The sequence below is a fragment of the uncultured Sutterella sp. genome, from assembly GCF_937923675.1.
GTDB lineage: Bacteria > Pseudomonadota > Gammaproteobacteria > Burkholderiales > Burkholderiaceae_F > Sutterella.
This window is the reverse complement of sequence record NZ_CALDXB010000019.1, coordinates 72120-92895: the sequence shown is the minus strand read 5'-3', so window position 1 is coordinate 92895 and position 20776 is coordinate 72120. Positions and strand designations below refer to the sequence as shown.

Below are 20776 nucleotides of genomic sequence, written 5' to 3'. Positions count from 1 at the left end.
TAGAGGGATCGACTACGATGCCTCGATAAGGCAGAAGAGATGGATTCTGATGTTATGGAAGAGCTTCAATATTTGAATGCAGGCGGCTTCACCTATGCCTATCGCCGCTACGGTGACTACGAGGCACCGGCAGTGGTGCTCCTGATGGGGCTTGGTCTTTCAATGGAGGCATGGCCCGAAGGCATTATCTCCGGGCTGCTTGCAGAGGGATTCCAGGTGATTACGCCCGACAATCGGGATGCCGGCGCTTCGTCCAGATTTTCCGGCTGGCAGCCGGGACGACGGGATGTCGCCCGGGCAATCATTCGGACGGTGATCGGACTTCCCGTTACCGGCGAGTATGCGCTTGAAGATATGGCGCTTGACATTGAGCGGCTTCTCGACCATCTCGGCATCCGCCGCGCACATGTCGCGGGCGTGTCAATGGGCGGCATGATCGCGCAGGTTTTCGCCACGCAGTGTCCGAACCGGGTGGCTACGCTTACTTCCATTTCATCAGCGGTGGGAAACCCAAAAACGGGGTTGGGTTCGCTTCGTGCGATTCTTGCAGTTGCGGGAACAGGAGATGCTTCCTCACCGGAGGCGCTCAGGGCGCACTTCAAAACTGTTTTGACAGCGCTTTCAGGTTCGAAATACCGGCCGACTCCGGAAGAGCTGGAGGATGCAATAAAAAGTGCGCCGCGGATCGGATACGATCCCGTGGCGACGCGTCGACAGCTGATTGCACTGCTTGCGAGCGGGAACCGGGCAAAGGCCGTAGGGCAGCTGCGCACGCCGACGCTTGTCATCCACGGTACAGAAGATCCGCTCCTGCCTTTTGCGGCAGGAGAGGAAACGGCAAGACTTATTAGAGGAGCGAAGCTCATTCCCGTTGAAGGTCTCGGGCATCAGCTGCCGCCGTCTCTGATGGGAGCGTACGCAAAATGGATCGCTGAAGAGTGCCACGCGCATCCGGCGTGATGCGCGGGCGTATTCATCAGCGGCGGGCGGCTTTTTCCTTTTCCTTCTCCCGCTCCTCCCGGCGGAGCTTGCGCAGCTTGGTGCAGGCTCGCTGCTTTTTGAGCATGGAGAGGTGATCGATAAAGACGATGCCGTCAAGGTGATCCATTTCATGCTGCACGCAGACGGCAAGCAGTCCGGTGCAGTCCAGTTCAATTTCCTTGCCGGTTGCATCCTGTGCACGGACGCGAACATGTGCCGGGCGCTTCACATGTTCGTAAAGCCCCTTGAGGGAAAGACAGCCTTCCTCGTGATCCTGAAGCTCTTCGCTTGCCTCAATGATTTCAGGATTGCAAAGCACGCGCAGGCCGGTTTTGTCGTCAGTAACATCAATGACGATAATGCGCTTGAGAATGCCTACCTGATTGGCGGCAAGTCCGACGCCGGGAGCGGCATACATGGTTTCAGCCATGTCGGCAGCCAGGCGCTGAAGGTCTTCGTCGAAAACGTCGATGCGCTCGGCCTTTGCGGCAAGTGCAGGATGCGGATACTGAAGTACGGGAAGCAAAGCCACGGAATACTCCTCCCCGCGATGGCGGGAAGCCGGATGTACATGAAAAGGCCGAGAATTATAACCTTGTGCGGATCGAGGAAATGCTCAGGGAGAAAAGGAACCAATGCGCGTAACAGAGACGAATCAGGAAGATGTGCGCAACTGGATAAAACTGCGGCTGGCGCGCAATCTGGATACTTTCGGAGCCATCAGGCTGCTGAAGGTTTACGGCAGTGCGGAGGCTGTGCTTGAAGCGTCGCTTACTGATCTGGCAAGGATAGTCGGGATGCCTGCTGCCGAAGGCGTTGCAGCGGCTGCCCGGGGCGCGGCGGACGATGAGGCGGATGCTGCAGTCGACAGACTTCTGAGCACTCCGGAGGCGAGTGTGCTCACCATTGCGGATTCTCTTTATCCGGCAGGCCTCATCGAAAACGGAACGGCGCCTCTTCTGTTGTTTGCACGAGGAAATGAGTCGCTCTTGCTGCGCGAGGCCGTCACAATCTGCGGGTCGGTTTCTGCGGACGAGGAAGGCCTCCGGAATGCTGAATTCTTCGGCAAGGCTATTTCCGAGGCAGGCCTGACCGTATTGGTGCCGGCTGAGCCAGGAATACCGGCAGCAGCCATTTCCGGCGCACTTTCCGCGCATAATGGCGTTCCGCCGGCAGCGCTCCTCGCTTCCGGCACGGCGCGGGCGTCTCGGGAAATGGCCGGACTGCTGAAGGCGCTTCTTGCCGCCGGAGGTCTTCTTATCTCTGCGGAGCTTCCGGATGCATCTCAGAGTGAAGCGTCGAAAGTTCTTAGAGACGGCCTTCTTGCCGGGTTCTCGAGGCGGCTGCTTGTTATTGAGGCAGAGCGCTCTTCTCCTATACTCGACATCGCACGAAGGGCGGCTGAGCTCGGCAGCCTTGTCGGCGCTGTTCCGGGGAGCATTCATAATCCGCTCTCCCGTGGTGCGAATGCGCTTATACGCGAAGGCGCTATGCTCGTCGAAACATTGAGAGATCTCGGCATAGAAAATCCGGCCGCACAAAAATGACATAATGCGCCTGCTTTTCAGGCCGTCCCGCGGGCATGCAGGGTGCCTGAAATTGTTTTTTCAGAAACCAAACCCACTTCAGACCGCTTCCGTCGTAAGGAGAAAATGCCATGGCGCAGACCCTGGTGATTGCAGAAAAACCGTCAGTAGCAGGCGATATCGCTCGTGCTCTCGGCGGCTTTAAGAAAGACGGGGAGTTCTGGACGCGCGATGACATGATCATCGGGTCGGCAGTGGGACATCTCCTTGAAATTAAGGCGCCGGAGGAATACGACGTCAAGCGCGGGCGCTGGTCGTTTGCAAATCTGCCGGTCATTCCGCCTTATTTCGATTTGCAGCCGATTAAGAAGTCGGAGAGCAAATACACGGCGCTGGCGAAAAAAATACGCAGCCGTTCTGTTACTGACCTCATCAATGCATGCGATGCGGGACGCGAGGGTGAACTCATCTTCCGCTACATTGTTCAGGCCTGCGGCAGCAAAAAGCCGATCCGCAGACTGTGGCTGCAGTCAATGACGAAGGCTTCCATTCAGGAGGCGTTTACGCAGCTGCGCTCCGACGAAGAAATGAAGCCCCTCGAAGCTGCTGCAAGAAGCCGTTCTGAAGCGGACTGGCTCGTCGGCATCAACGGCACGCGTGCGCTGACTGCCTTTAATTCCAAGGATGGAGGCTTTTTCCTCACAACCGTCGGCCGCGTACAGACGCCGACGCTCGCGATCGTTGTCGCTCGTGAAGAGGAAATCAATCACTTCAAGCCGAAGGATTACTGGGAGGTCCACGCCACCTTCAAGGCCGCGGCCGGCGAGTATGAAGGCAAGTGGATTGCTCCTGACTTTACGAAAACGAAGGGCATGCCGGCGGAGCTTCGCGCCGACCGCATCTGGAGTGCGGCTGATGCAGAGAAAATTGTCGCAAAGTGCGCGGGCCGCGAGGGTACGGTAACGGAACAAAGCCGCAAAGCGACATCGCTTGCGCCTGCGCTTTTCGATCTTACGTCGCTGCAGCGTGAGGCCAACAGCCGTTTCGGGTTCCCTGCCAAGATGACGCTTGCCATTGCGCAGCGGCTTTATGAACGCCACAAGGTGCTGACTTATCCCCGTACGGATGCCAAAGCTCTCCCCGACGACTATGCGCCGACGGTAAAGGAAACGCTTGCTCATCTGCAGAAGCTTCCCGAATATGACGCCTATTCCGCCAAGATCCTGACGAACGGCTGGGTGAATCCTCATGACAAGCGGGTTTTCGACAATAAGAAGATCAGCGACCACTTTGCGATTATCCCGACGGGTGAAATTCCAAAGGGGCTGGAGGAAACCGAGCAGAAAATCTACGACCTCGTCGTGCGCCGCTTTATGGCGGTCTTCTTCCCGGCCGCTGAATTCAACGTCACAACCCGCCGCACCCAGGTTGAGGGCGAGGTCTTTTTGACGGAAGGCAAGGTGCTTACAAAGCCGGGCTGGATGGAAGTGGCTTCGAGGGCCGTGCGCACGCAGAGCGATCTTGTCCCCGTTTCAAACGGCGAGAAGGTTCTGACGACGCATATCGAGTCTCTTGCCGATCAGACAAGGCCGCCGGCGCGCTTTACGGATGCGACGCTCCTTTCCGCGATGGAATCTGCAGGCAAGAAGCTTGAAGCTGACGAGCTGCGCGATGCCATGGCGGAAAAGGGACTCGGCACGCCGGCTACGCGCGCGCAGACCATTGAAGGCCTCATTGAGCAGAAGTATCTGCGTCGTGAAGAGCGCGCGCTTGTGCCCAATGCCAAGGCATTTCAGCTCATGCAGCTCGTGCGCGGTCTGCGCATCGACGAGCTCACGCAGCCGAGGCTCACGGCGGAATGGGAGTACAAGCTCGCTCAGATTGAACATAGTCAGGGGTCGCGCGACGACTTCATGGCGGAAATCCGCAAAATGACGGAAAACATGGTCGCTGTTGCCAAGCAGTACGAGGGCGACAGCGTGCCGATTGTCAATCCCATCCACTTCAAGAACAGATGCCCGGCCTGCGGCGGTGAAATCGTTGAAAACTACAAGCGTTTTGCCTGCACGACGCCCGGGTGCTATTTCTCGCTTTCCAAGCACCCGTCGGGTCGTGCTTTTGAAGCCGAAGAGGTCGAGGAGCTCCTCGCCAATCATCGGGTGGGACCTCTCACGGGTTTCGTCAGCCGCAGAGGATTCCCCTTTGAGAGTGAGCTTGTGCTTGAAAAAGACAAGGAAACAGGGCAATGGGGGATGCGCTTTGACTTTGAGGAGCGCCCTGAAGTCGGTGCAGAGGAAATCGCTTCAGCTCCGGTAGTGGGCGACTGCCCGCTTTGCCGCGGCCGCGTCCTTGAACTTGGAGATCACTACATCTGCGAGCACGCCGTCAATGAGCCCCGTACCTGTACTTTCCGCATGAGCCGCACGATTCTTCAGCGGACGATTACGCGAGAGGAAGTGGCCACGCTTTTGGCGGAAGGCAGAACGCATCTGCTCGACGGGTTTATTTCCAAGCGTACGAATCGTCCCTTCAAGTCTTATCTCGTCTGGGATTCGAAGAAGAAGACCGTAGCCTTCGAATTCGAAAAACGGGAAAAGGACGCCGCAAAGGATGCGGCGAAATCAGCAGAAACTGAGGAAGAATCGGCAGCGGCTAAGAAGCCTGTGCGCAGGACCGCAGCAAAGAAGAGCGCCGCGAAGCCTGCGGCCCGCAGGACAAAGAAGTCGGAAGGCTGATCTGAAAAATGAAAAATCCCGCGTACGGAAAAGAACGTCGCGGGATTTTTCTTTTGCGGAGGCTCAGCTGTTACTCGGCAGGCTTCTCGGTCTTTTTCTTGTTTCTTGTGATGAGCACCTGATCGATCTTGTTGTTGTCGACGTCCATCACTTCAAACGTATAGTCGGCGCAGACCACTTTGTCGGTACGCTTCGGAATCTTTCTGAGCATGTACATCATGAAGCCTGCAACGGTTTCGTAGGCCGAGTCTTCAGGCAGCTCATCGATTTCCAGTGCGTGCTCCAGATCGTCAATCGGCGTGGCGCCGTCAACGAGCCATGTGTCTGCATCGCGCTGGATGATCTGCACGTCATCTTCATTCGTGACCAGGTCGCCCATGACGGTAGCCATAACGTCATTGATTGTGATGATGCCGACCACCAGGGCATATTCATTGAGAATGACGGCAAAGTCCGTATGCGTGCGCTGGAAGACGTCGAGAACCTCGGAAAGCGTCAGCGAGTCCGGAATGAACTGAACGCCCTGCAGAAGCTCAGGATCCTGGAAAAGGATGGGTTTTTCTTCAAGGACTCGGCGCAGGAGGTGCTTGGAATCGACAAAGCCGACGACATGGTCGAGGTCTTTGTCGCAGACGAGGAAGCGGTTGTAGGGAACCGTGGCGATCTTCGCCCGGATGCTTTCGTCGGTTTCGTCAAGCGTGAAGTAGACGATGCTTTCGCGTGCGGTCATCGCAGAAGGCACGAGCCTGGATTCAAGCTCAAAGACGTTCTGAATGACGGTTTCCTCTTCGGGAGCGATGACGCCAGCTGCGGCACCTGCGCCAACGCTCGCGAGAATGTCTTCGGAGGTGATGGTCTCCTGACGTTTTGTCGGCATGCCGAGCGAACGGATGCAGGCATCCGAGAGACGCTCGAGGACGAACACGATGGGGCGCAGGCACTTGATCAGCACGTTCATCGGGCGCACGACGAACATTGCAGTCGCTTCCGGGCGCGCAATGGCAAGACGCTTCGGGAGCAGATCCGCAAAAATGACGAAGAGCGTCGTTGCGATGATGAAGGAAATGATGAAGCTCACATGCGAGAGGTTCTGCCCGGGAAGAACGATCGAGAAGATCCAGTCGAAGAAAGGTGAGAAAGCAGCATCCCCGATGACGCCGCCCAAAAGCGCGGCGGCATTTACGAGCACCTGAAGCGCCGAAAAGAATTGCCCAGGGTGAGACTGAAGCTCAAGGACGAGCGCTGCGCGTCTGTCTCCGTCATCCGCAAGCGTCTGCAGTCGCGTCTTGGATGCAGAAGCGAGAGAGATTTCAGAAGACGAGAAAAAGGCGCTGAGCAGCACAAGGCCGAAAAGCGCCGCAACTTGCGGCAGGGAATCCATAAATATTTCCGGGAAATCTTGGTTCAGTGCGGTCCGTATGAAAGTCGGGATGCGCGCTCGCACCGCGATTCTCAATGCAGGCGGAGCCTTGGGGCGAGCAGATTTCCGCTATATTGAACACAGGTCAGAGATTTTACCATGAATTCCTTATTAACCACTTGTTTTTTCGCGTTATTTTCTTAAATAACAGCGCTGAGACCCGGGGTTGAACCACCTGGAAGGGTATTTTTTCTTTCAGCCTTCAAGCGTTTTCTCATGGAGCCGCCGCACTGCGCCTCAGCTGCTTCGTGCCGGCATCTATCCTGTCGGAAAGCTCTATCCCTTCGTTTATCTGAGGAACCTTTTGCCATGAAGTCCAAGCTCCTTTCCGCTGCAGTTCTTCTTGCTGCCGCAGCTGTCGCACTCCCGGCGCAGGCCGGCGAAACACTTGATCGGGTTAAGTCCCGCGGTCAGCTCGTCTGCGGCGTCAATACGTCTGCTCCGGGCTTTTCCAGCGCCGACAGTCAGGGCCGCTGGCAGGGTCTTGACGTCAATACCTGCCGTGCGGTTGCCGCGGCCGTGCTGGGCGACGCAGACAAAGTGAAGTACGTCCCGCTTTCCTCGACGCAGCACATGGCAGCGCTGGCTTCGGGCGAAATCGATATGCTCGCGCGCAATACCACCTGGACGATGACCCGAGACGCCAGTACCGGCAACGTCTTTGTCGCAGTTTCCTACTATGACGGTCAGGGCTTCATGGTGCCGGCTTCGCTCGGCGTTAAAAGCGTGAAGGAGCTCGATGGCGCGACGGTCTGCGTGCAGACTGGCACCACTACGGAAAAGACTACGGCGGACTATTTTCATTCGCACGGCATGAAGTACAAGACGGTGGTCTTCGACACGACGGAGGCTACGCAGAGCGCTTTCATTTCCGGGCGCTGCGATGTCTATACGACTGATATGTCCGACCTCGCGGGCGTGCGCATGATCGCGCCGGATCCTTCTAAATTCGTCATTCTCCCGGAAACGATTTCCAAGGAGCCCCTTGGGCCTGCCGTGCGCCGCGGCGACTGGGAGTGGTTTGAAATCGTTCGCTGGTCCTTCATGGCTTTCCTCGGGGCAGAGGAGCTTGGCGTTACTCAGGCGAATGTGGACGACATGCGCAAGAATTCCCGTGATCCGAATGTGATGCGTCTGGTCGGCGCCGGCGAGGATATGGGCAGGATGCTCGGCCTCGACAAGGACTGGTCCTACCGTATCATTAAGCAGGTCGGCAACTACGGCGAATCCTGGACGAAGTATTTCGGTCCGACGAGCCCGCTTAATCTCCCCCGCGGAATGAATCGTCTCTGGACGGACGGCGGCCTCATGTATGCCATGCCGATTCGCTGATTTGACGGTCTTTTTCCCTTCAGGAACCTGACGAAAGGCTCCGGGCAATTTGGCTGCCTGGAGCCTTCTTCGTATTTCCGATCCCGAAAGTTATGTTTTCTAGAGAGAGCTTCAGCATCGTTCCTGGAGATGATGCTTGGATTTTGCGCGAGAAGATTCGCCGCCGGCGTGAATTCACGCTTCAGGCGGCATTGATCCTTCTTCTGGTTGCTTTCATTGCAGTGCTTGCTTCCAATGTTGAAGCCAATCTTGCAGCGAAAAACATCAAAAGCGGTTTCCATTTTCTGATGAATCGCGCGGGTTTCGAGATCAGCGATCAGCTGATCCCATATTCCAGCAACGATCCGCTGTGGAAGGCATTTGCGACGGGCATCCTCAATACGCTGAGAGTCTCTGCCTGCACGGTAGTGTCGGCGACGGTGCTGGGCGTTGTTGTGGGCCTGATGCGGCTTTCAAGAAATGCCGTGGTGCGTTTTCTCGGCATCGCGCATGTTGAGGCCTACCGCAATGTGCCGCTTCTGGTGCTCCTTCTCGCGCTTTATCTGGTGGTGACGGAACTGCTGCCCGGCGTTCGTGCGGCATTCCATCTGGGCGACTGGGTGTATCTCTCTAAAACCGGCCTTCTTTTCGCCATTCCCGAGATGCAGTGGGCAGGAAGCATCGCGGCCCTTGCCGGTCTTGCCGGGGCATTCTGCACCGCCTGGATCATTCGCCGCCGGGAAACCTCGCTTGTTGCCAACTGCTCCGGACTTCTCGCTTTCGTGCTGGTTTTCGCCCTTGTCTGGGTGATCCTCGGCGTGCTGGGAGGCTGGAATCATCCGGTCGCAACTCGCTTTTCCATGTCCGGCGGCGCGCAGCTTACGCCGGAATTTCTGACGCTCTGGCTTGGTCTTACGCTCTATACCTCCGCGATGATTGCGGAAATTGTCCGTGCAGGCGTGATGTCCGTGCGGCCGGCGCAGTGGGATGCCGCTTCGGCGCTTGGATTCCGCACGCGCGAAACGGTGAGCTACATCATCTTCCCTCAGGCAATGCGGCTTATCGTTCCTCCGCTTTCGAGCCAGTACATGACGCTCACCAAGAATTCTTCCCTCGCCGTGATGGTGGGCTACCCGGATCTGGTCAATGTGGGTACGACGGTGATGAACATTACCGGTCAGGCGCTGGAAGTCATTTGCCTCATCATGGGCGTTTATCTGACGGTGAACATTCTCATCTCCGTCTTCATGAATCAGCTCAATGCCCGCATTATGCGGGCTCCGCAGTAAGGAGATGCTCATGCCGGAAATTCAGATTACGGGCACTCCGGGCGGTCTTTGGGAGCGACTGCGTGCGAGCTGCTTCTATTCTCCAGGGGCAAGCGTGGTTTCGGTAGTGCTCGGCGCCGTCATCCTTTTCGTCCTCTGCTGGTTCATCAAGTGGGCGGTTCTGGATGCTGTCTGGAACGCCGACGTTAATGCCTGCAGGAAAGCTGCGGGCGCCTGCTGGGGCTTTGTAACCGAAAAATGGCGCCTCATTATTTTCGGGCGCTTCCCTTATGAGCTGCAGTGGCGGCCGGCGCTAGCCACATTCATCATTGTTCTCATGCTCGTCATCTCCGCAGTGCCGTCTCTTTGGTCGCACCGGGGTCTGCGAATGCTTCTCTGGGGGTGGATTGCATCCTTTGCCGCCTTCTTTATTCTGATGATCGGCGGCATTTTCGGACTGGAAGAAATCAGTACCGACATGTGGGGCGGACTGCCGCTGACGGTGATTCTTACGCTTCTCGGCATGGCGGCTTCTTCGCCTCTGGGCATTCTTCTTGCCATCGGTCGCCGCAGCAGACTGCCCATCATTTCTGCCGTTTCAACGGGCTATATCGAGCTCGTGCGCGGCGTGCCGCTGATTACCGTGCTGTTCGTTGCGGCTTTTGTCTTTCCGCTCCTGATGCCGGAATGGATGAAGGTGGATGCCTTCTGGCGAGTGACGATCGGCATTACGCTCTTTCAGGCGGCCTATATGGCAGAAACCGTGCGCGGCGGGCTTCAGACCATTCCCCGCGGGCAGTTTGCTGCTGCCCGTTCGCTGGGGCTTACGGAAAGGCAGTGCTACACAAGCGTTATTCTTCCTCAGGCCCTGGTGGCGATCATCCCTGCTTTCGTCAACAGCCTTTTGTCCTGCTTTATGGACACTTCGCTCGTTATGGTGGTTTCAATGTACGACCTTACCGGGTCGCTCAAGCTTGCGCTTGGGGATGCCCTCTGGAGGCCCTATTTCATTGAAGGCTACGCTTTCATCGTGATGATCTATTTTGTCTCGAGCTTCATCATTTCGCGCTACAGCCAGTGGCTGGAAGGAAAGCTTCAGGGGACAAAGTCGCGCCGTACCATTCAAATTTGATTCGTTTATGAAATTTCATGAGCACATCATCCGGGCATCCATCCCAGAGCTTCCCTTTGTTCTTACCCGCGAGGATCTCGCGCGCGGCATTGCTGACTTCGCGCGGCATCCGGAAAGCTATATCGAGGAAGTAAGCGGCTCCCGGATTACAAAGGCGGAGGTTCCGGGAAAAACGCCGGGATCCGTGACCTTCGGGAGAGAGATCAGCTTCGGGACGCTGAAGTTCGAAGAAGAAATCGAGCTTTTGGCGGACGGGAGCTATCACGCGCATATTGATGCCGATGGCCCCCGGCCGGCATCGGATTTCAGCATGACGATCGAGGAGCCTGAAAAGGGAAGCCTTTTCGTGCGCTTTACCTATCACGAAGATCGCGAGCCTCCGCAGAGGGAAACGCAGCAGGAAGCGCAGCTCAATCAGCTCAGACGTCTTGCATATGAAAGCAAGGATCGAAGCATTCTCGTGAAGATTCTTGATGATCTCGTTGAGCTCAAGGCGCATGAGGCACACGCTTAAAGCGAGTCTTCTCTATTATTCGACGCCCGGATGAGGCAAAAGGCCTTTCCGGGCGTTTCTTTTAACCGCAGAGTTTTCGAAAGATGACCGACATGCTCAGTGCGCGTATATGCGCTCATATTGCCGAAGAAATTGCGGCGCGCTCCTCCCAGGTGGAAGCGGCCGTCAGACTCCTCGACGAAGGCGCAACCGTGCCTTTTATCGCCCGCTACCGCAAGGAAATGACCGGCGGACTCACGGATGCACAGTTGCGGACGCTCGAAGAGCGTCTGGTGTATCTCAGAGAGCTTAATGATCGTCGCGAGACAATCCTTGCCGCAATTGAGGCACAGGGGAAGCTCGATGATGCTCTGAAGGAGCGTCTTCTGAAAGCCGAGACCAAGCAGGAGCTTGAAGACCTCTATGCGCCCTATAAAAGCAAGCGCCGCACACGCGCGGCTATTGCGAAGGAAGCGGGACTTGAACCTCTCGCCGACAGGCTTCTGGCCAACCGGACGCTGGATCCGCTTCGGGAGGCGGCTGCCTTCGTCAATGCAGAAAAGGGTTTTGCAGATGCGCAGGCAGCGCTTAATGGCGCAAGGGATATTCTTGCTGAACGCTTCAGCCTCGATGCAAAGCTGAGAGAAAGTCTTCGCGCCTTCATGTCTGCGCGCGGAGAGCTTGTCTCGCGTCTCGTGGAAGCGGAAAAAGAGAAGGCGGAAAAATTCCGTGATTATTTCGACTTCCGGGAATCGCTCTCGAAAGTCCCGTCGCACCGTGCGCTTGCCGTTCTTCGCGGACGCCGGGAGGGATTCCTTACGGTGTCTGTGGAGCTTCCTGCCGAAGATGAGGCGCGTGATCCTCATCCTGCGGAAGCGCGGCTTGCCGAGCTCCTCGGCATCAGCCGAACCGGACGCGCCGCAGATATGTGGCTCCTTACCGTCTGCCGCTGGACATGGCGCGTGAAGCTTCGTCTTTCCATTGAGGGGGATCTTCTCGAAGAGCTTCGGGAGCGCGCAGAAGAAACGGCTATCGGCGTTTTTGGTGAAAATCTGCGCGACCTGCTTCTTGCCGCGCCTGCCGGACATCATGCGGTTCTTGGTCTTGACCCGGGCTTCCGTACGGGTGTCAAAGCCGCCATTATTGACGATACGGGACGCGTGCTTGCTCACGACGTTCTCATGATGCATGGGTCCGATGCTGCCCGCGAATCTTCAAAACTGAAGCTTCTGAAGATGCTTGAGCCCTACCGAATCGCCTTCATTGCGATCGGCAACGGGACGGCAAGCCGTGAGACTTCTGCCGTTGTCGGCGAAGTCCTGCGCGCGCATCCGGAAGTCAAGGCTCAGCGCGTCATCGTCAGCGAGGCGGGAGCTTCCGTTTACTCTGCCTCGGAGCTTGCCAGCGAGGAGCTTCCCGGACTTGACGTCAGCTACCGCGGGGCGGTTTCGATCGCAAGGCGCCTCCAGGATCCTCTGGCTGAACTCGTGAAGATCGACCCCAAGGCAATCGGCGTGGGGCAGTACCAGCACGACGTGGATCATCAGAAGCTTGAGCGCCGTCTTTCGGCGGTTGTTGAAGACTGCGTTAACTTCGTCGGCGTAGACGTCAACACGGCAAGCCCCCAGCTTTTAAGTCATATTGCGGGCCTTACGCGCCGCGTCGCGCAGGAAATCGTTGCCTATCGCGAGAAGCACGGGGCTTTCCGTGATCGAGAGGCGCTTCGTAATGTGCCCTATCTTGGGGATGCGCGCTTTTTGCAGGCCGCCGGGTTCCTGCGTATCCATCGCGGAGCAAATCCGCTCGATGGTACGGGCGTTCATCCGGAGTCCTATTCGGTTGTGGCGAAAATGGTTGCCCGCCTTAAGCTCAAGAGCGTGCGGGAACTTATGGGCAATGAAGCGCTCCTCGGGAAGATCCGGGCGGCGGATTATGCCGATGAAAAATTCGGTGCGCCTACCGTGCTTGACATCATCCGTGAGCTTGAGAAGCCTGAACGCGATCCAAGAGCGGAATTCAAAACGGCTGAATTTAAGGATGACATCCAGACCATTGAGGATCTTCATCCGGGAATGAAGCTTGAGGGCGTAGTTGCCAATGTTGCAGCCTTCGGCGCTTTCGTTGATATCGGCGTTCATGTGAACGGGCTTGTTCACGTGTCAGCGCTCGCGGACCATTTTGTGAAGGATCCGTTCAAGGAAGTGCGTGTGGGACAGGTGGTTAAGGTGACTGTGCTCGATGTGGATGCGGCGCGTCAGCGCATCTCCCTTTCTATGCGCTCGGACGGGACTGCCGGGGCCGGTGCTTCGAGGGGTGCGTCGAGACAGGCAAAGGGCGTGAGCCGGGATCGATCCGACCGGGGGAATGCCGGAACCAATACTGCGCTCGGCGCAGCTTTTGCGAAGCTTCGCCGCTGATGAGCTGAATCAGCAATAACAACGAAGAAAGAAAAGCCTCAGACTCGCAAGGAATCTGAGGCTTTTTTTTCAACAGGAAGTCAGGAAACGCAGCCGGGCTTACTGTGATTTCCCGTCAAGGTCGGCTTCATGGGGTTCAGGTTCCTTTTCGCCCTGAACGTGGCGTTCGCCGAGCTCCATGAGTGCATTGAGGATGATGGCGCCAAAAGTGGCCGTGCCGATGCCGCCCAGCGTGAAGCTCCCGATATGGATCGTGAAGTCGCCGGCGCCAAGAATCAGCGTGACGGCAGCAACAATCAGATTGCGGTTGTCGCCGAAGTCCACGTGGTTGACCACCCAAACGCGGGCGCCTGCGACGGCAATGAGGCCGAAGACGACGATGGAGGTGCCTCCGAGAATCGGCTGCGGAATGGTCTGAATGACTGCGCCGAACTTGGGCGAGAAGCCAAGGATGATGGCAAAGATCGCGGCAACCGGGAAGAGCAGCGTCGAGTAGACGCGGGTTGCTGCCATGACGCCGATGTTTTCGCCGTAAGTCGTCACGCCCGTGCCGCCGAAGCTTGCGGAAAACATTGTCGCAAGACCGTCGCCGAGGAAGGCCCGACCCATATAGGGGTCAAGGTTGCGGCCGGTCATTGCCGTAACCGCCTTGATGTGGCCGAGGTTTTCGCCAACGAGAATGATGACGACCGGGGCGATGAGCGTAATGGCGGAGACGGAGAAAACCGGAGTTTCGAACTGCGGGATGCCGAACCAGGCAGCTTCAGCGATGCGGCCGAAGTTGATCGGCGTGCCGCCTAGCCCGAGGCCGTTCGTCAGAATGGCGTAGATCGCATAGGCGAGCGAGAGGCCGACGAGAATCAGAAGCTTTTGAATGAGTCCGCGCGTATAAACGGCAACGCCGCCCACGCAGATCACCGTGAGGATGGCAATCCAGGCGTCGAAGTCCGTGGGGCCCACGCTCTTGACGGCGGTAGGCGCGAGGTTGAGGCCGATGACTGCTACGACGGCGCCGGTAACGACCGGAGGCATAAGCCGTTCGATCCATTTGACGCCGGTGCTCATGACGATGAGGCCCACGGCGCAGTAAATAAGGCCGCAAATGATGATGCCGCCGAGTGCTACGGGAATATTGGGATTAGCTCCCGAACCTGCAGCGTATCCCGTTGCAGCAATGACCACGCCGATGAAGGCAAAGGACGAGCCCAGGTAGCTCGGCACATGTCCGCCCACGAGAACGAAAAAAATGAGCGTGCCGAGGCCGCTCATCAGAATGGCGAGATTGGGATCAAACCCCATCAGGAGCGGCGCCAGAACAGTGGAGCCGAACATGGCGACGACGTGCTGCACGCCGAGTGCAAGCGTCTGGCCCGCAGGCAGGCGCTCATCCGGGGCAATGGTTCCGGAAGTCTTCAGCTTCCAGCTGGGAAAGTAACTCATCTCAATAGGACCTCAGAAAATGGGCAAACGGCTCCATTCTAAATCGATCCGTAACGAAATATTTCGCTTCGTTTTTCCGCTCAGGTCATGAGGCGCTTCGAATGGCGCGTAAGTACCGAGAAGGCTTGCTAAAATAAGCAGCTTTTCGTTTGCGTGGTTCGATCACTAGAGGCGAACCCGCAGATGCCTGATTTCACACTCATTCGATCGTTTCACATGACGAGTCCCAATCCGGCGCTTGTGCGCGACGTCGAAGCACGCCGTACTTTCGCCATCATCTCCCACCCTGACGCCGGTAAGACGACGCTCACGGAAAAACTTCTTCTTTTCGGCGGCGCCATTCAGATGGCAGGTGCCGTGAAGGGCCGCAAGGCTGCGCGCCATGCCACTTCCGACTGGATGGAGGTGGAAAAGCAGCGCGGCATTTCGGTGACGAGCTCGGTGATGCAGTTCCATTACCGCGACCATGTCATCAATCTGCTCGACACCCCGGGCCACGAGGACTTTTCTGAAGATACGTACCGCGTGCTGACAGCGGTCGACGCTGCAGTGATGGTGATCGATGCCGCCAAGGGCGTTGAGGCGCAGACCATCAAGCTTCTTGAAGTCTGCCGCATGCGCAACACCCCGATCATCACGTTCATCAACAAGTTTGACCGTGAAGTCCGTGATCCGCTTGATCTTCTCTCTGAAATCGAGCAGGTTCTGAAGCTGCAGTGCGTTCCCATCACCTGGCCGATCGGCATGGGAAAGACCTTTCGCGGCGTTTTTTCGCTCGTGAAGAATCATCTCGTGCGCTTTACGCCGGGCGAAGACCGGCTTACGAGTGATCGGGAGCTGATTGAAGGGCTCGACAATCCTGAGCTCGATGAGCTTTTCCCGATGGAAATGCCCTATGTGCGCGAGTCGATTGAGCTTGTCCAGGGGGCAACGGATCCCTTTGACATCAAGCGATTCCTCGCTGCCGAGCAGAGCCCGGTCTTCTTTGGTTCCGGCGTCAACAACTTCGGCGTCGAAGATGTCCTCAACGCACTCGTCGACTGGGCGCCTCCGCCCCAGCCCCGGGATGCCGGCGTGCGCATGGTTGAACCCGATGAGACGCCGTTCACGGGCTTCGTCTTCAAGATTCAGGCCAATATGGATCCCCGTCACCGCGACAGAATTGCATTCTTCCGCGTGTGTTCCGGGCGCTATCAGCCTGGGATGAAGACCTACCACGTCCGTGAAGGACGCGAGATGAAGATCCCCAATGCGCTCACCTTCATGGCGCAGGACCGCGTCATCATGACGGACGCAGTGGCCGGCGACATCATCGGCATCTACAACCACGGGCAGCTCCATATCGGCGATACGCTCACTTCGGGCGAAAAGCTTCAGTTCACGGGCATTCCGAACTTTGCGCCGGAGCTCTTCCGGGCCGCTCGAAGCAAGGACCCCTTTAAGGCCAAGCAGCTTCAGAAGGGCCTTCAGGAATTGGGCGAAGAAGGCGCCATCCAGGTCTTCACCGGCGAATTCGGCAACATCATGCTCGGCGCCGTCGGGCAGCTGCAGTTTGAAATTGTTGCCCAGCGCCTCGCGGATGAATACAAGGTCGATGCGATTTACGAGTCGACGGATGTTTCGACTGCGCGCTGGCTCTCCTTCCCGGATGAGAAGACAAAGCGCGACTTCGAGGCGGAACAGGCTGCAAGGCTGGCAACGGATGTGAACGGCAACGAGGTTTATCTTGCAACGTCGATCTACAACCTGGAAACGACGATGAAGCACTGGCCTCAGGTAACTTTCCACACCACGCGCGAAATGAATCAGATCTTCTGATTCATTCGCCCTCAAAAAGAAACCCGGATGCTTTCAATGGCGATCCGGGTTTCTTTTTTCTGCTTTCGTTATGACCTGAGGCCTTGGCGGAAAGCTTCAAGCGCTTCCGGATGGCACGAGAGGACGCGTTCGAGATGACCGCGCAGGTAGCAGATGGCCAGGCCGTAATTCGTCATGGGAACCCCCTGACTCATTGCACGCCTCAGGCGCATGAGCATGTGGCGGCGCGTGACGACGCAGCCGCCGCACTGAATAAGGACGGCGTAGGGCGTGAGGTCGTCAGGGAAGTCCTTGCCGACGGCCACTTCGATTTTGAGGTCGAGCCCGGTTTTCTCCTTCAGCCAGCGCGGAATCTTTAGTCGGCCGATATCGTCTTTCTGGGGATGGTGGCTGCAGGTTTCGCAGATGAGCACGCGGTCGCCGTTCTTAAGTTTTGAAAGCGCAGCAGCCCCCCGCGCGAGCTCGATGAGGTCGCTCTTCGCATAGGCCATCTGCAGCGAAAAAGTCGTGAGCGGAATGGAATCAGGCGCTTGTCGGGCAACGTCGTCAATTGCCTGAGAGTCCGTCATGATGAAGGCGGGCGGATTTTTCAGATCGGCGATGGCTTCCGCAACACGGTCCTGCTGAATGACATAGGCCTTGGCATGCGCATCCAGAAGCTCCCGGATAGCCTGAACCTGCGGCAGAATGAGGCGTCCTTTAGGGGCGCCGGAGTCAATCGGCGTGACAAGCAGCACGGTGTCGCCGGCATGCGCCAGGTCGCCGCAGAGCGGTCGGTCGGGCTCGGTGTCTTCCTGAACAATGCGGATGATGGTTTGGCGCAGGTCGTCAATTCCGAGCCTGGTTACGGCATCGGTGACGACGACGGGCAGTCCGTACTGCCGGGCATCCGCGAGAACTTCTTCTGTGGGAGCCTTAATGCCCGCCTTGTTGAGCACAAGAATTGCCGGCGTGCCGAGCCGCTTGGCATCTGCAATGAGCTCCCGGTCGTCGGGTTCCAGTCCGGCGGTGCTGCCCACAATAAGAGCAATGTCCGTCCATTCCAGGACAGTTTTGGATCTCTCGACGCGCGCGGCGCCGAGCTCTCCGACATCGTCGACGCCGGCAGTATCAATAAAGACGACAGGTCCGATGGGAGCCAGTTCGCAGGCTTTTTCCACCGGATCCGTCGTTGTGCCGGGTACGTTCGAGACGATGGAAATGTGCTGATTGGTGAGCGCATTGGCAAGAGAGCTCTTGCCGGCGTTGCGGCGGCCGAAAAGGCCGATGTGAATCCTGAGCCCCTTGGGCGTATTGAGAGTGTTCAACATGGCTCGCTTCCGATTGAGACTGTTGATTTTGATTTCCTGCCGCAAGCTGTCGGCGAACGGACAGTTCGGCATGAGTTTAAGAAAAAAGGCCGGATCCTGGGATCCGGCCTTTTTCAGGTAAGAAGTATCAAATTACTTCTCGATGTCCGTGCGGATGACGTCACGCTTGAACCAGAGCGGAGCGTGATGCTCGGCGGCTTCCACCGAGATCGTGCCCGGGCCGAGGCGCCAGATGCCCTTGAAGTGAGACATCGAAAGGAGCGCGAGCGGGATGTGGGCGCAAACCACAAGGATCGAAATAATGATCGAACCCCAGACGTGGAAGTAGAACGTCAGGAAGTAGACGAGCTTGCCGGTAACCGGAGCACCGAGCCAGAGGAGCCAGCCCGTGACCGCGAGGGCAGCGATCATGCCCATGAAGAGCAGATAGGAAGCCTTCTGACCGCCGTTGTAGCGGCCCTGCGGGGGAACCGTTTCCGGCCCGAGCGGGATGCCGAAGAAGCGGCGGGGGTAGTTGCCGAAGTTGAGGAACCAGCGCAGCGTGTTGCTGTCCCACTCCATGCAGGCGCGCATGATGAGCGCGAAGCGATCCGGAGCAATGACAATGAAGCCGAGCAGGTTGAAGGTGAAGACGGCGCCGATGATCAGGTGGGCAAGCATCGCCGTTTCAGCAGCCTCGTCGGAGGGATTGCAGAAGTAGACGTACATGCCCGTGAAGAGCAGCGCGAACCAGGTGATTGCGTTCACCGAGTGGAAGACCTTGTCCGGCGCATGGAAGCGCAGGATGCGGTCATTGGGGGCGGCAGAAATATCAGACATGAGCAGCCTCCGTCATGGCAAGCATGGAGCGGGAATAGTAGTGCGTGTGAAGCAGTTCGTGCATCGTATGGTCGACGGGCTTCGCCTTCATATCCTTGTAAACAGACATGACCACCGTGTTCTGGTGGGAAGCGGCGAGACCCATGGCCTGGCAGAGCTTGTCATCCTTGTAGAGACCGGCCTGGCGGGCAAGAATGATCGAGTTGCGGCGGGCAACCATGTCGCCGATGGCCCAGCCGCAGACGACGGCTGCACCGACGCAGAGACCGCTCACTTTCAGAAAGCCGCGGCGACCGAGAATCAGGGCTGCGGGGCGTTCTGCATAGGAATAGTTTTCAGACAGCATTTTCTTCTTGAACCTCAGTCAGGAATTAGACGCGCAGGGGGAGCGGCGTGGTGGGCTTGAGCCAGGCAGTGCCGGAGGACTGAACAGGCTGACCGCCGCCGTTGACGCAGCCGCCGGGGCAGTTCATCACTTCGATGAAGTGATAGCGGTTCTTGTCGACGCGCACGCGATGGAGGACTTCCTTCAGACCCTGGTTGGCGCCGTTCACGACGCAGACATGCACGTCGTAGGTCTTGCCGCCGAGCGCCTTGATGGGCACCGGGATCGTCGCTTCAACGATGGCGTTGTTGTGGCCGCGGACGACTTCAATGTCGGCCTTGTCGAGTTCCTTGCCGGCGAGCGCGAAGTAGGCGGTGCGGAGCGCCGCTTCCATGACGCCGCCGGAGCAGCCGAAAATCGTGCCGGCACCGGAATAAACCTCGAGCGGAGCACGTTCGCGGGTCTTCGGCATAAGGAGCGGATTAATGCCCTTGCGGCGGAGGAGCTCGGCGAGATCGCGGGCCGTAAGCGAGGCGTCGATATCCTGGAATTCAGGCGTGTCGGCAGGAATTTCCTTGTTGGCGATGAGCCAGCGCCAGGCCGAATTCATTTCGGGGCGGGCAGCCTCAAAAATCTTGGCGGTGCAGGGCGTGACGGAAACGAAGAAGACCTTGCGGGGATCGCACTTGAGCACGTACTTGGCGGCCCAGGTCTTCGCCAGCGTGCCGCCCATCTGAAGCGGAGACTTCGCGGTGGAGAGGTGCGGGAGCATGTCGGCGGCGTACGTTTCAGCGTACTTGACCCAGCCCGGGCAGCAGGACGTGAAGTGCGGGAACGGGTGCTTGCCCTGTTCATCAACTTCCGGACCACGTTCGCCGAGGACCCAGTACTGGATCTTCTTGACGAATTCCGTGCCTTCTTCAATGATCGTCTGGTCAGCCGTCGAATTGCAGTCGTAGGTGACGAAGCCGGCAGCTTCAAGCGCGTTGACGAGCTGTTCGGTCGAAAGTTCACCCGGTTCGCCGCCGAATTCTTCGCAGATCGAGACGCGGACAGCCGGCGAGGGCTGAGCGACGACAATGCGGTCCTTCGCGTCAAGAACGCGTTCGACCTTGTCGACGAAGCTCATCTGTTCGATGGCGTTGAACGGGCAGGCGATGAGGCACTGGCCGCAGTAGATGCACGCGTCGTCGATGATCTCGTGCTTGGAGCCGAGACCGCCCTTAATGGCATCGGTCGGGCAGAATTTGCTGCAGGTGTCGCAGCCGACGCAGTGATTCTTGTTGATGTGGATGATGCCGCGCAGTTCACCCTTGCGAAGGTTGCCCTGGAAGGCGGGACCGTTCTGGCCGTAGGCATTATCGCCAGGCAGGAACGTACGAACCGTGGTCGTCATGGATACATTCTCCGTTGAGGAGAACAGCAGAGTCCCGGAATCATTTTGGTGATTTCGGGAAACGCAATTCTTTCCTCAGTTTTGGCTCGCCGTAAAGAGCGACGGACGGTTCATCGAGCAGACTGTCTGAATTTCTGCTTCAACCGCCAGGGTCGTCATTCTCAGTCGACGATATTTTCTTTTGAGCAGGAGCAAATCCCATAAGCACTAGCCGTGGGAGACTCCTACGAACGCTTGCATTCTATCGTGCGTCATAGTCGCGACGCAGGTCGAGTATTACCTCTTAAGGGGCGATTTTGGATAAGCACTCAGTATTGTTTTTAAATGTTTCTAACAACGGTTTAATGCAGATCAAAACTGAACGGCAGGCTTTTGCAAGTTAACC

At 57.5% G+C, this 20776-nt stretch carries 16 protein-coding genes; 9 read left to right on the top strand and 7 right to left on the bottom strand.

Features of this window, described 5'->3' with window-relative positions; genetic code table 11:
* Positions 1–39: 39 nt before the first annotated feature.
* The gene (locus Q0106_RS02190; protein WP_297608260.1) at positions 40–960 is read left to right on the top strand and encodes an alpha/beta hydrolase; all 921 of its coding nucleotides are present in this window, start codon (positions 40–42) and stop codon (positions 958–960) included.
* A gap of 16 nt (positions 961–976) precedes the next feature.
* Here the strand turns inward: Q0106_RS02190 and def are convergent, their stop codons facing one another.
* Complete coding sequence (def, locus tag Q0106_RS02185; protein ID WP_152157249.1) at positions 977–1513, bottom strand: peptide deformylase; 537 nt, start codon at positions 1511–1513, stop codon at positions 977–979.
* 103 nt (positions 1514–1616) lie between these two features.
* On the opposite strand from def, the gene Q0106_RS02180 reads away from it, so the two are divergent.
* Together Q0106_RS02180 and Q0106_RS02175 are read left to right on the top strand one after the other, a co-directional pair.
* Positions 1617–2528 carry a DNA-processing protein DprA gene (locus tag Q0106_RS02180; RefSeq protein ID WP_297608257.1) on the top strand — a complete coding sequence of 304 codons (912 nt, stop codon included), beginning with the start codon at positions 1617–1619 and terminating at the stop codon, positions 2526–2528.
* Positions 2529–2638: 110 nt separating this feature from the next.
* Entirely contained in the window at positions 2639–5242 is a 2604-nt protein-coding gene (locus Q0106_RS02175) for a DNA topoisomerase III (RefSeq protein ID WP_297608254.1), read from the top strand.
* Between the two features lie 70 nt (positions 5243–5312).
* Here Q0106_RS02175 and Q0106_RS02170 read toward each other — a convergent pair whose 3' ends face one another.
* On the bottom strand, positions 5313–6623 hold the full coding sequence (locus tag Q0106_RS02170; RefSeq protein ID WP_297608251.1) for a hemolysin family protein: 1311 nt from the start codon (positions 6621–6623) through the stop codon (positions 5313–5315).
* Positions 6624–6971: 348 nt separating this feature from the next.
* Between Q0106_RS02170 and Q0106_RS02165 the strand changes: the two genes are divergently transcribed.
* The 5 genes from Q0106_RS02165 to Q0106_RS02145 all read left to right on the top strand — a co-directional run bounded on the left by Q0106_RS02165 (position 6972) and on the right by Q0106_RS02145 (position 13283).
* Positions 6972–7994 carry an amino acid ABC transporter substrate-binding protein gene (locus Q0106_RS02165; protein ID WP_152157252.1) on the top strand — a complete coding sequence of 341 codons (1023 nt, stop codon included), beginning with the start codon at positions 6972–6974 and terminating at the stop codon, positions 7992–7994.
* Between the two features lie 143 nt (positions 7995–8137).
* The gene (locus tag Q0106_RS02160) at positions 8138–9262 is read left to right on the top strand and encodes an ABC transporter permease subunit (protein ID WP_297608248.1); all 1125 of its coding nucleotides are present in this window, start codon (positions 8138–8140) and stop codon (positions 9260–9262) included.
* A gap of 10 nt (positions 9263–9272) precedes the next feature.
* Positions 9273–10373: an amino acid ABC transporter permease gene (locus tag Q0106_RS02155; RefSeq protein WP_297608245.1), complete on the top strand. Its 1101-nt coding sequence runs from the start codon at positions 9273–9275 to the stop codon at positions 10371–10373.
* Between the two features lie 7 nt (positions 10374–10380).
* Positions 10381–10887, top strand: a complete 507-nt coding sequence (locus Q0106_RS02150; protein ID WP_297608241.1) for an AtaL-like protein — start codon at positions 10381–10383, stop codon at positions 10885–10887.
* A gap of 83 nt (positions 10888–10970) precedes the next feature.
* Complete coding sequence (locus Q0106_RS02145; protein ID WP_297608237.1) at positions 10971–13283, top strand: Tex family protein; 2313 nt, start codon at positions 10971–10973, stop codon at positions 13281–13283.
* Positions 13284–13382: 99 nt separating this feature from the next.
* Here the strand turns inward: Q0106_RS02145 and Q0106_RS02140 are convergent, their stop codons facing one another.
* Positions 13383–14723, bottom strand: a complete 1341-nt coding sequence (locus tag Q0106_RS02140) for a solute carrier family 23 protein (protein ID WP_297608234.1) — start codon at positions 14721–14723, stop codon at positions 13383–13385.
* 216 nt (positions 14724–14939) lie between these two features.
* On the opposite strand from Q0106_RS02140, the gene Q0106_RS02135 reads away from it, so the two are divergent.
* The gene (locus Q0106_RS02135) at positions 14940–16541 is read left to right on the top strand and encodes a peptide chain release factor 3 (protein WP_297608310.1); all 1602 of its coding nucleotides are present in this window, start codon (positions 14940–14942) and stop codon (positions 16539–16541) included.
* 68 nt (positions 16542–16609) lie between these two features.
* On the opposite strand, the gene hydF is transcribed toward Q0106_RS02135, so the two are convergent.
* The 4 genes from hydF to Q0106_RS02115 form a co-directional block, all read right to left on the bottom strand.
* Positions 16610–17851, bottom strand: coding sequence for a [FeFe] hydrogenase H-cluster maturation GTPase HydF (gene hydF, locus Q0106_RS02130; RefSeq protein ID WP_297608231.1), 1242 nt, complete (start codon positions 17849–17851; stop codon positions 16610–16612).
* A 132-nt stretch (positions 17852–17983) separates the two neighbouring features.
* Complete coding sequence (locus Q0106_RS02125; RefSeq protein WP_297608229.1) at positions 17984–18670, bottom strand: cytochrome b/b6 domain-containing protein; 687 nt, start codon at positions 18668–18670, stop codon at positions 17984–17986.
* Positions 18663–19016 (bottom strand): iron hydrogenase small subunit, encoded by a 354-nt coding sequence (locus tag Q0106_RS02120; RefSeq protein WP_139688274.1) that lies wholly within the window; start codon positions 19014–19016, stop codon positions 18663–18665. Before Q0106_RS02120 ends, Q0106_RS02125 begins: the two co-directional genes overlap by 8 nt.
* A gap of 25 nt (positions 19017–19041) precedes the next feature.
* Positions 19042–20391, bottom strand: coding sequence for a [Fe-Fe] hydrogenase large subunit C-terminal domain-containing protein (locus Q0106_RS02115; RefSeq protein ID WP_152157259.1), 1350 nt, complete (start codon positions 20389–20391; stop codon positions 19042–19044).
* Between the last annotated feature and the right edge of the window lie 385 nt (positions 20392–20776).

Coding starts and splice junctions, on each gene's coding strand:
- Q0106_RS02190 (WP_297608260.1), top strand. CDS start 40: ATGGATTCTGATGTTATGGAAGAGCTTCAATATTTGAATGCAGGCGGC.
- Q0106_RS02180 (WP_297608257.1), top strand. CDS start 1,617: ATGCGCGTAACAGAGACGAATCAGGAAGATGTGCGCAACTGGATAAAA.
- Q0106_RS02175 (WP_297608254.1), top strand. CDS start 2,639: ATGGCGCAGACCCTGGTGATTGCAGAAAAACCGTCAGTAGCAGGCGAT.
- Q0106_RS02170 (WP_297608251.1), bottom strand. CDS start 6,623: ATGGATTCCCTGCCGCAAGTTGCGGCGCTTTTCGGCCTTGTGCTGCTC.
- Q0106_RS02165 (WP_152157252.1), top strand. CDS start 6,972: ATGAAGTCCAAGCTCCTTTCCGCTGCAGTTCTTCTTGCTGCCGCAGCT.
- Q0106_RS02155 (WP_297608245.1), top strand. CDS start 9,273: ATGCCGGAAATTCAGATTACGGGCACTCCGGGCGGTCTTTGGGAGCGA.
- Q0106_RS02150 (WP_297608241.1), top strand. CDS start 10,381: ATGAAATTTCATGAGCACATCATCCGGGCATCCATCCCAGAGCTTCCC.
- Q0106_RS02145 (WP_297608237.1), top strand. CDS start 10,971: ATGACCGACATGCTCAGTGCGCGTATATGCGCTCATATTGCCGAAGAA.
- Q0106_RS02140 (WP_297608234.1), bottom strand. CDS start 14,723: ATGAGTTACTTTCCCAGCTGGAAGCTGAAGACTTCCGGAACCATTGCC.
- Q0106_RS02135 (WP_297608310.1), top strand. CDS start 14,940: ATGACGAGTCCCAATCCGGCGCTTGTGCGCGACGTCGAAGCACGCCGT.
- hydF (WP_297608231.1), bottom strand. CDS start 17,851: ATGTTGAACACTCTCAATACGCCCAAGGGGCTCAGGATTCACATCGGC.
- Q0106_RS02125 (WP_297608229.1), bottom strand. CDS start 18,670: ATGTCTGATATTTCTGCCGCCCCCAATGACCGCATCCTGCGCTTCCAT.
- Q0106_RS02120 (WP_139688274.1), bottom strand. CDS start 19,016: ATGCTGTCTGAAAACTATTCCTATGCAGAACGCCCCGCAGCCCTGATT.
- Q0106_RS02115 (WP_152157259.1), bottom strand. CDS start 20,391: ATGACGACCACGGTTCGTACGTTCCTGCCTGGCGATAATGCCTACGGC.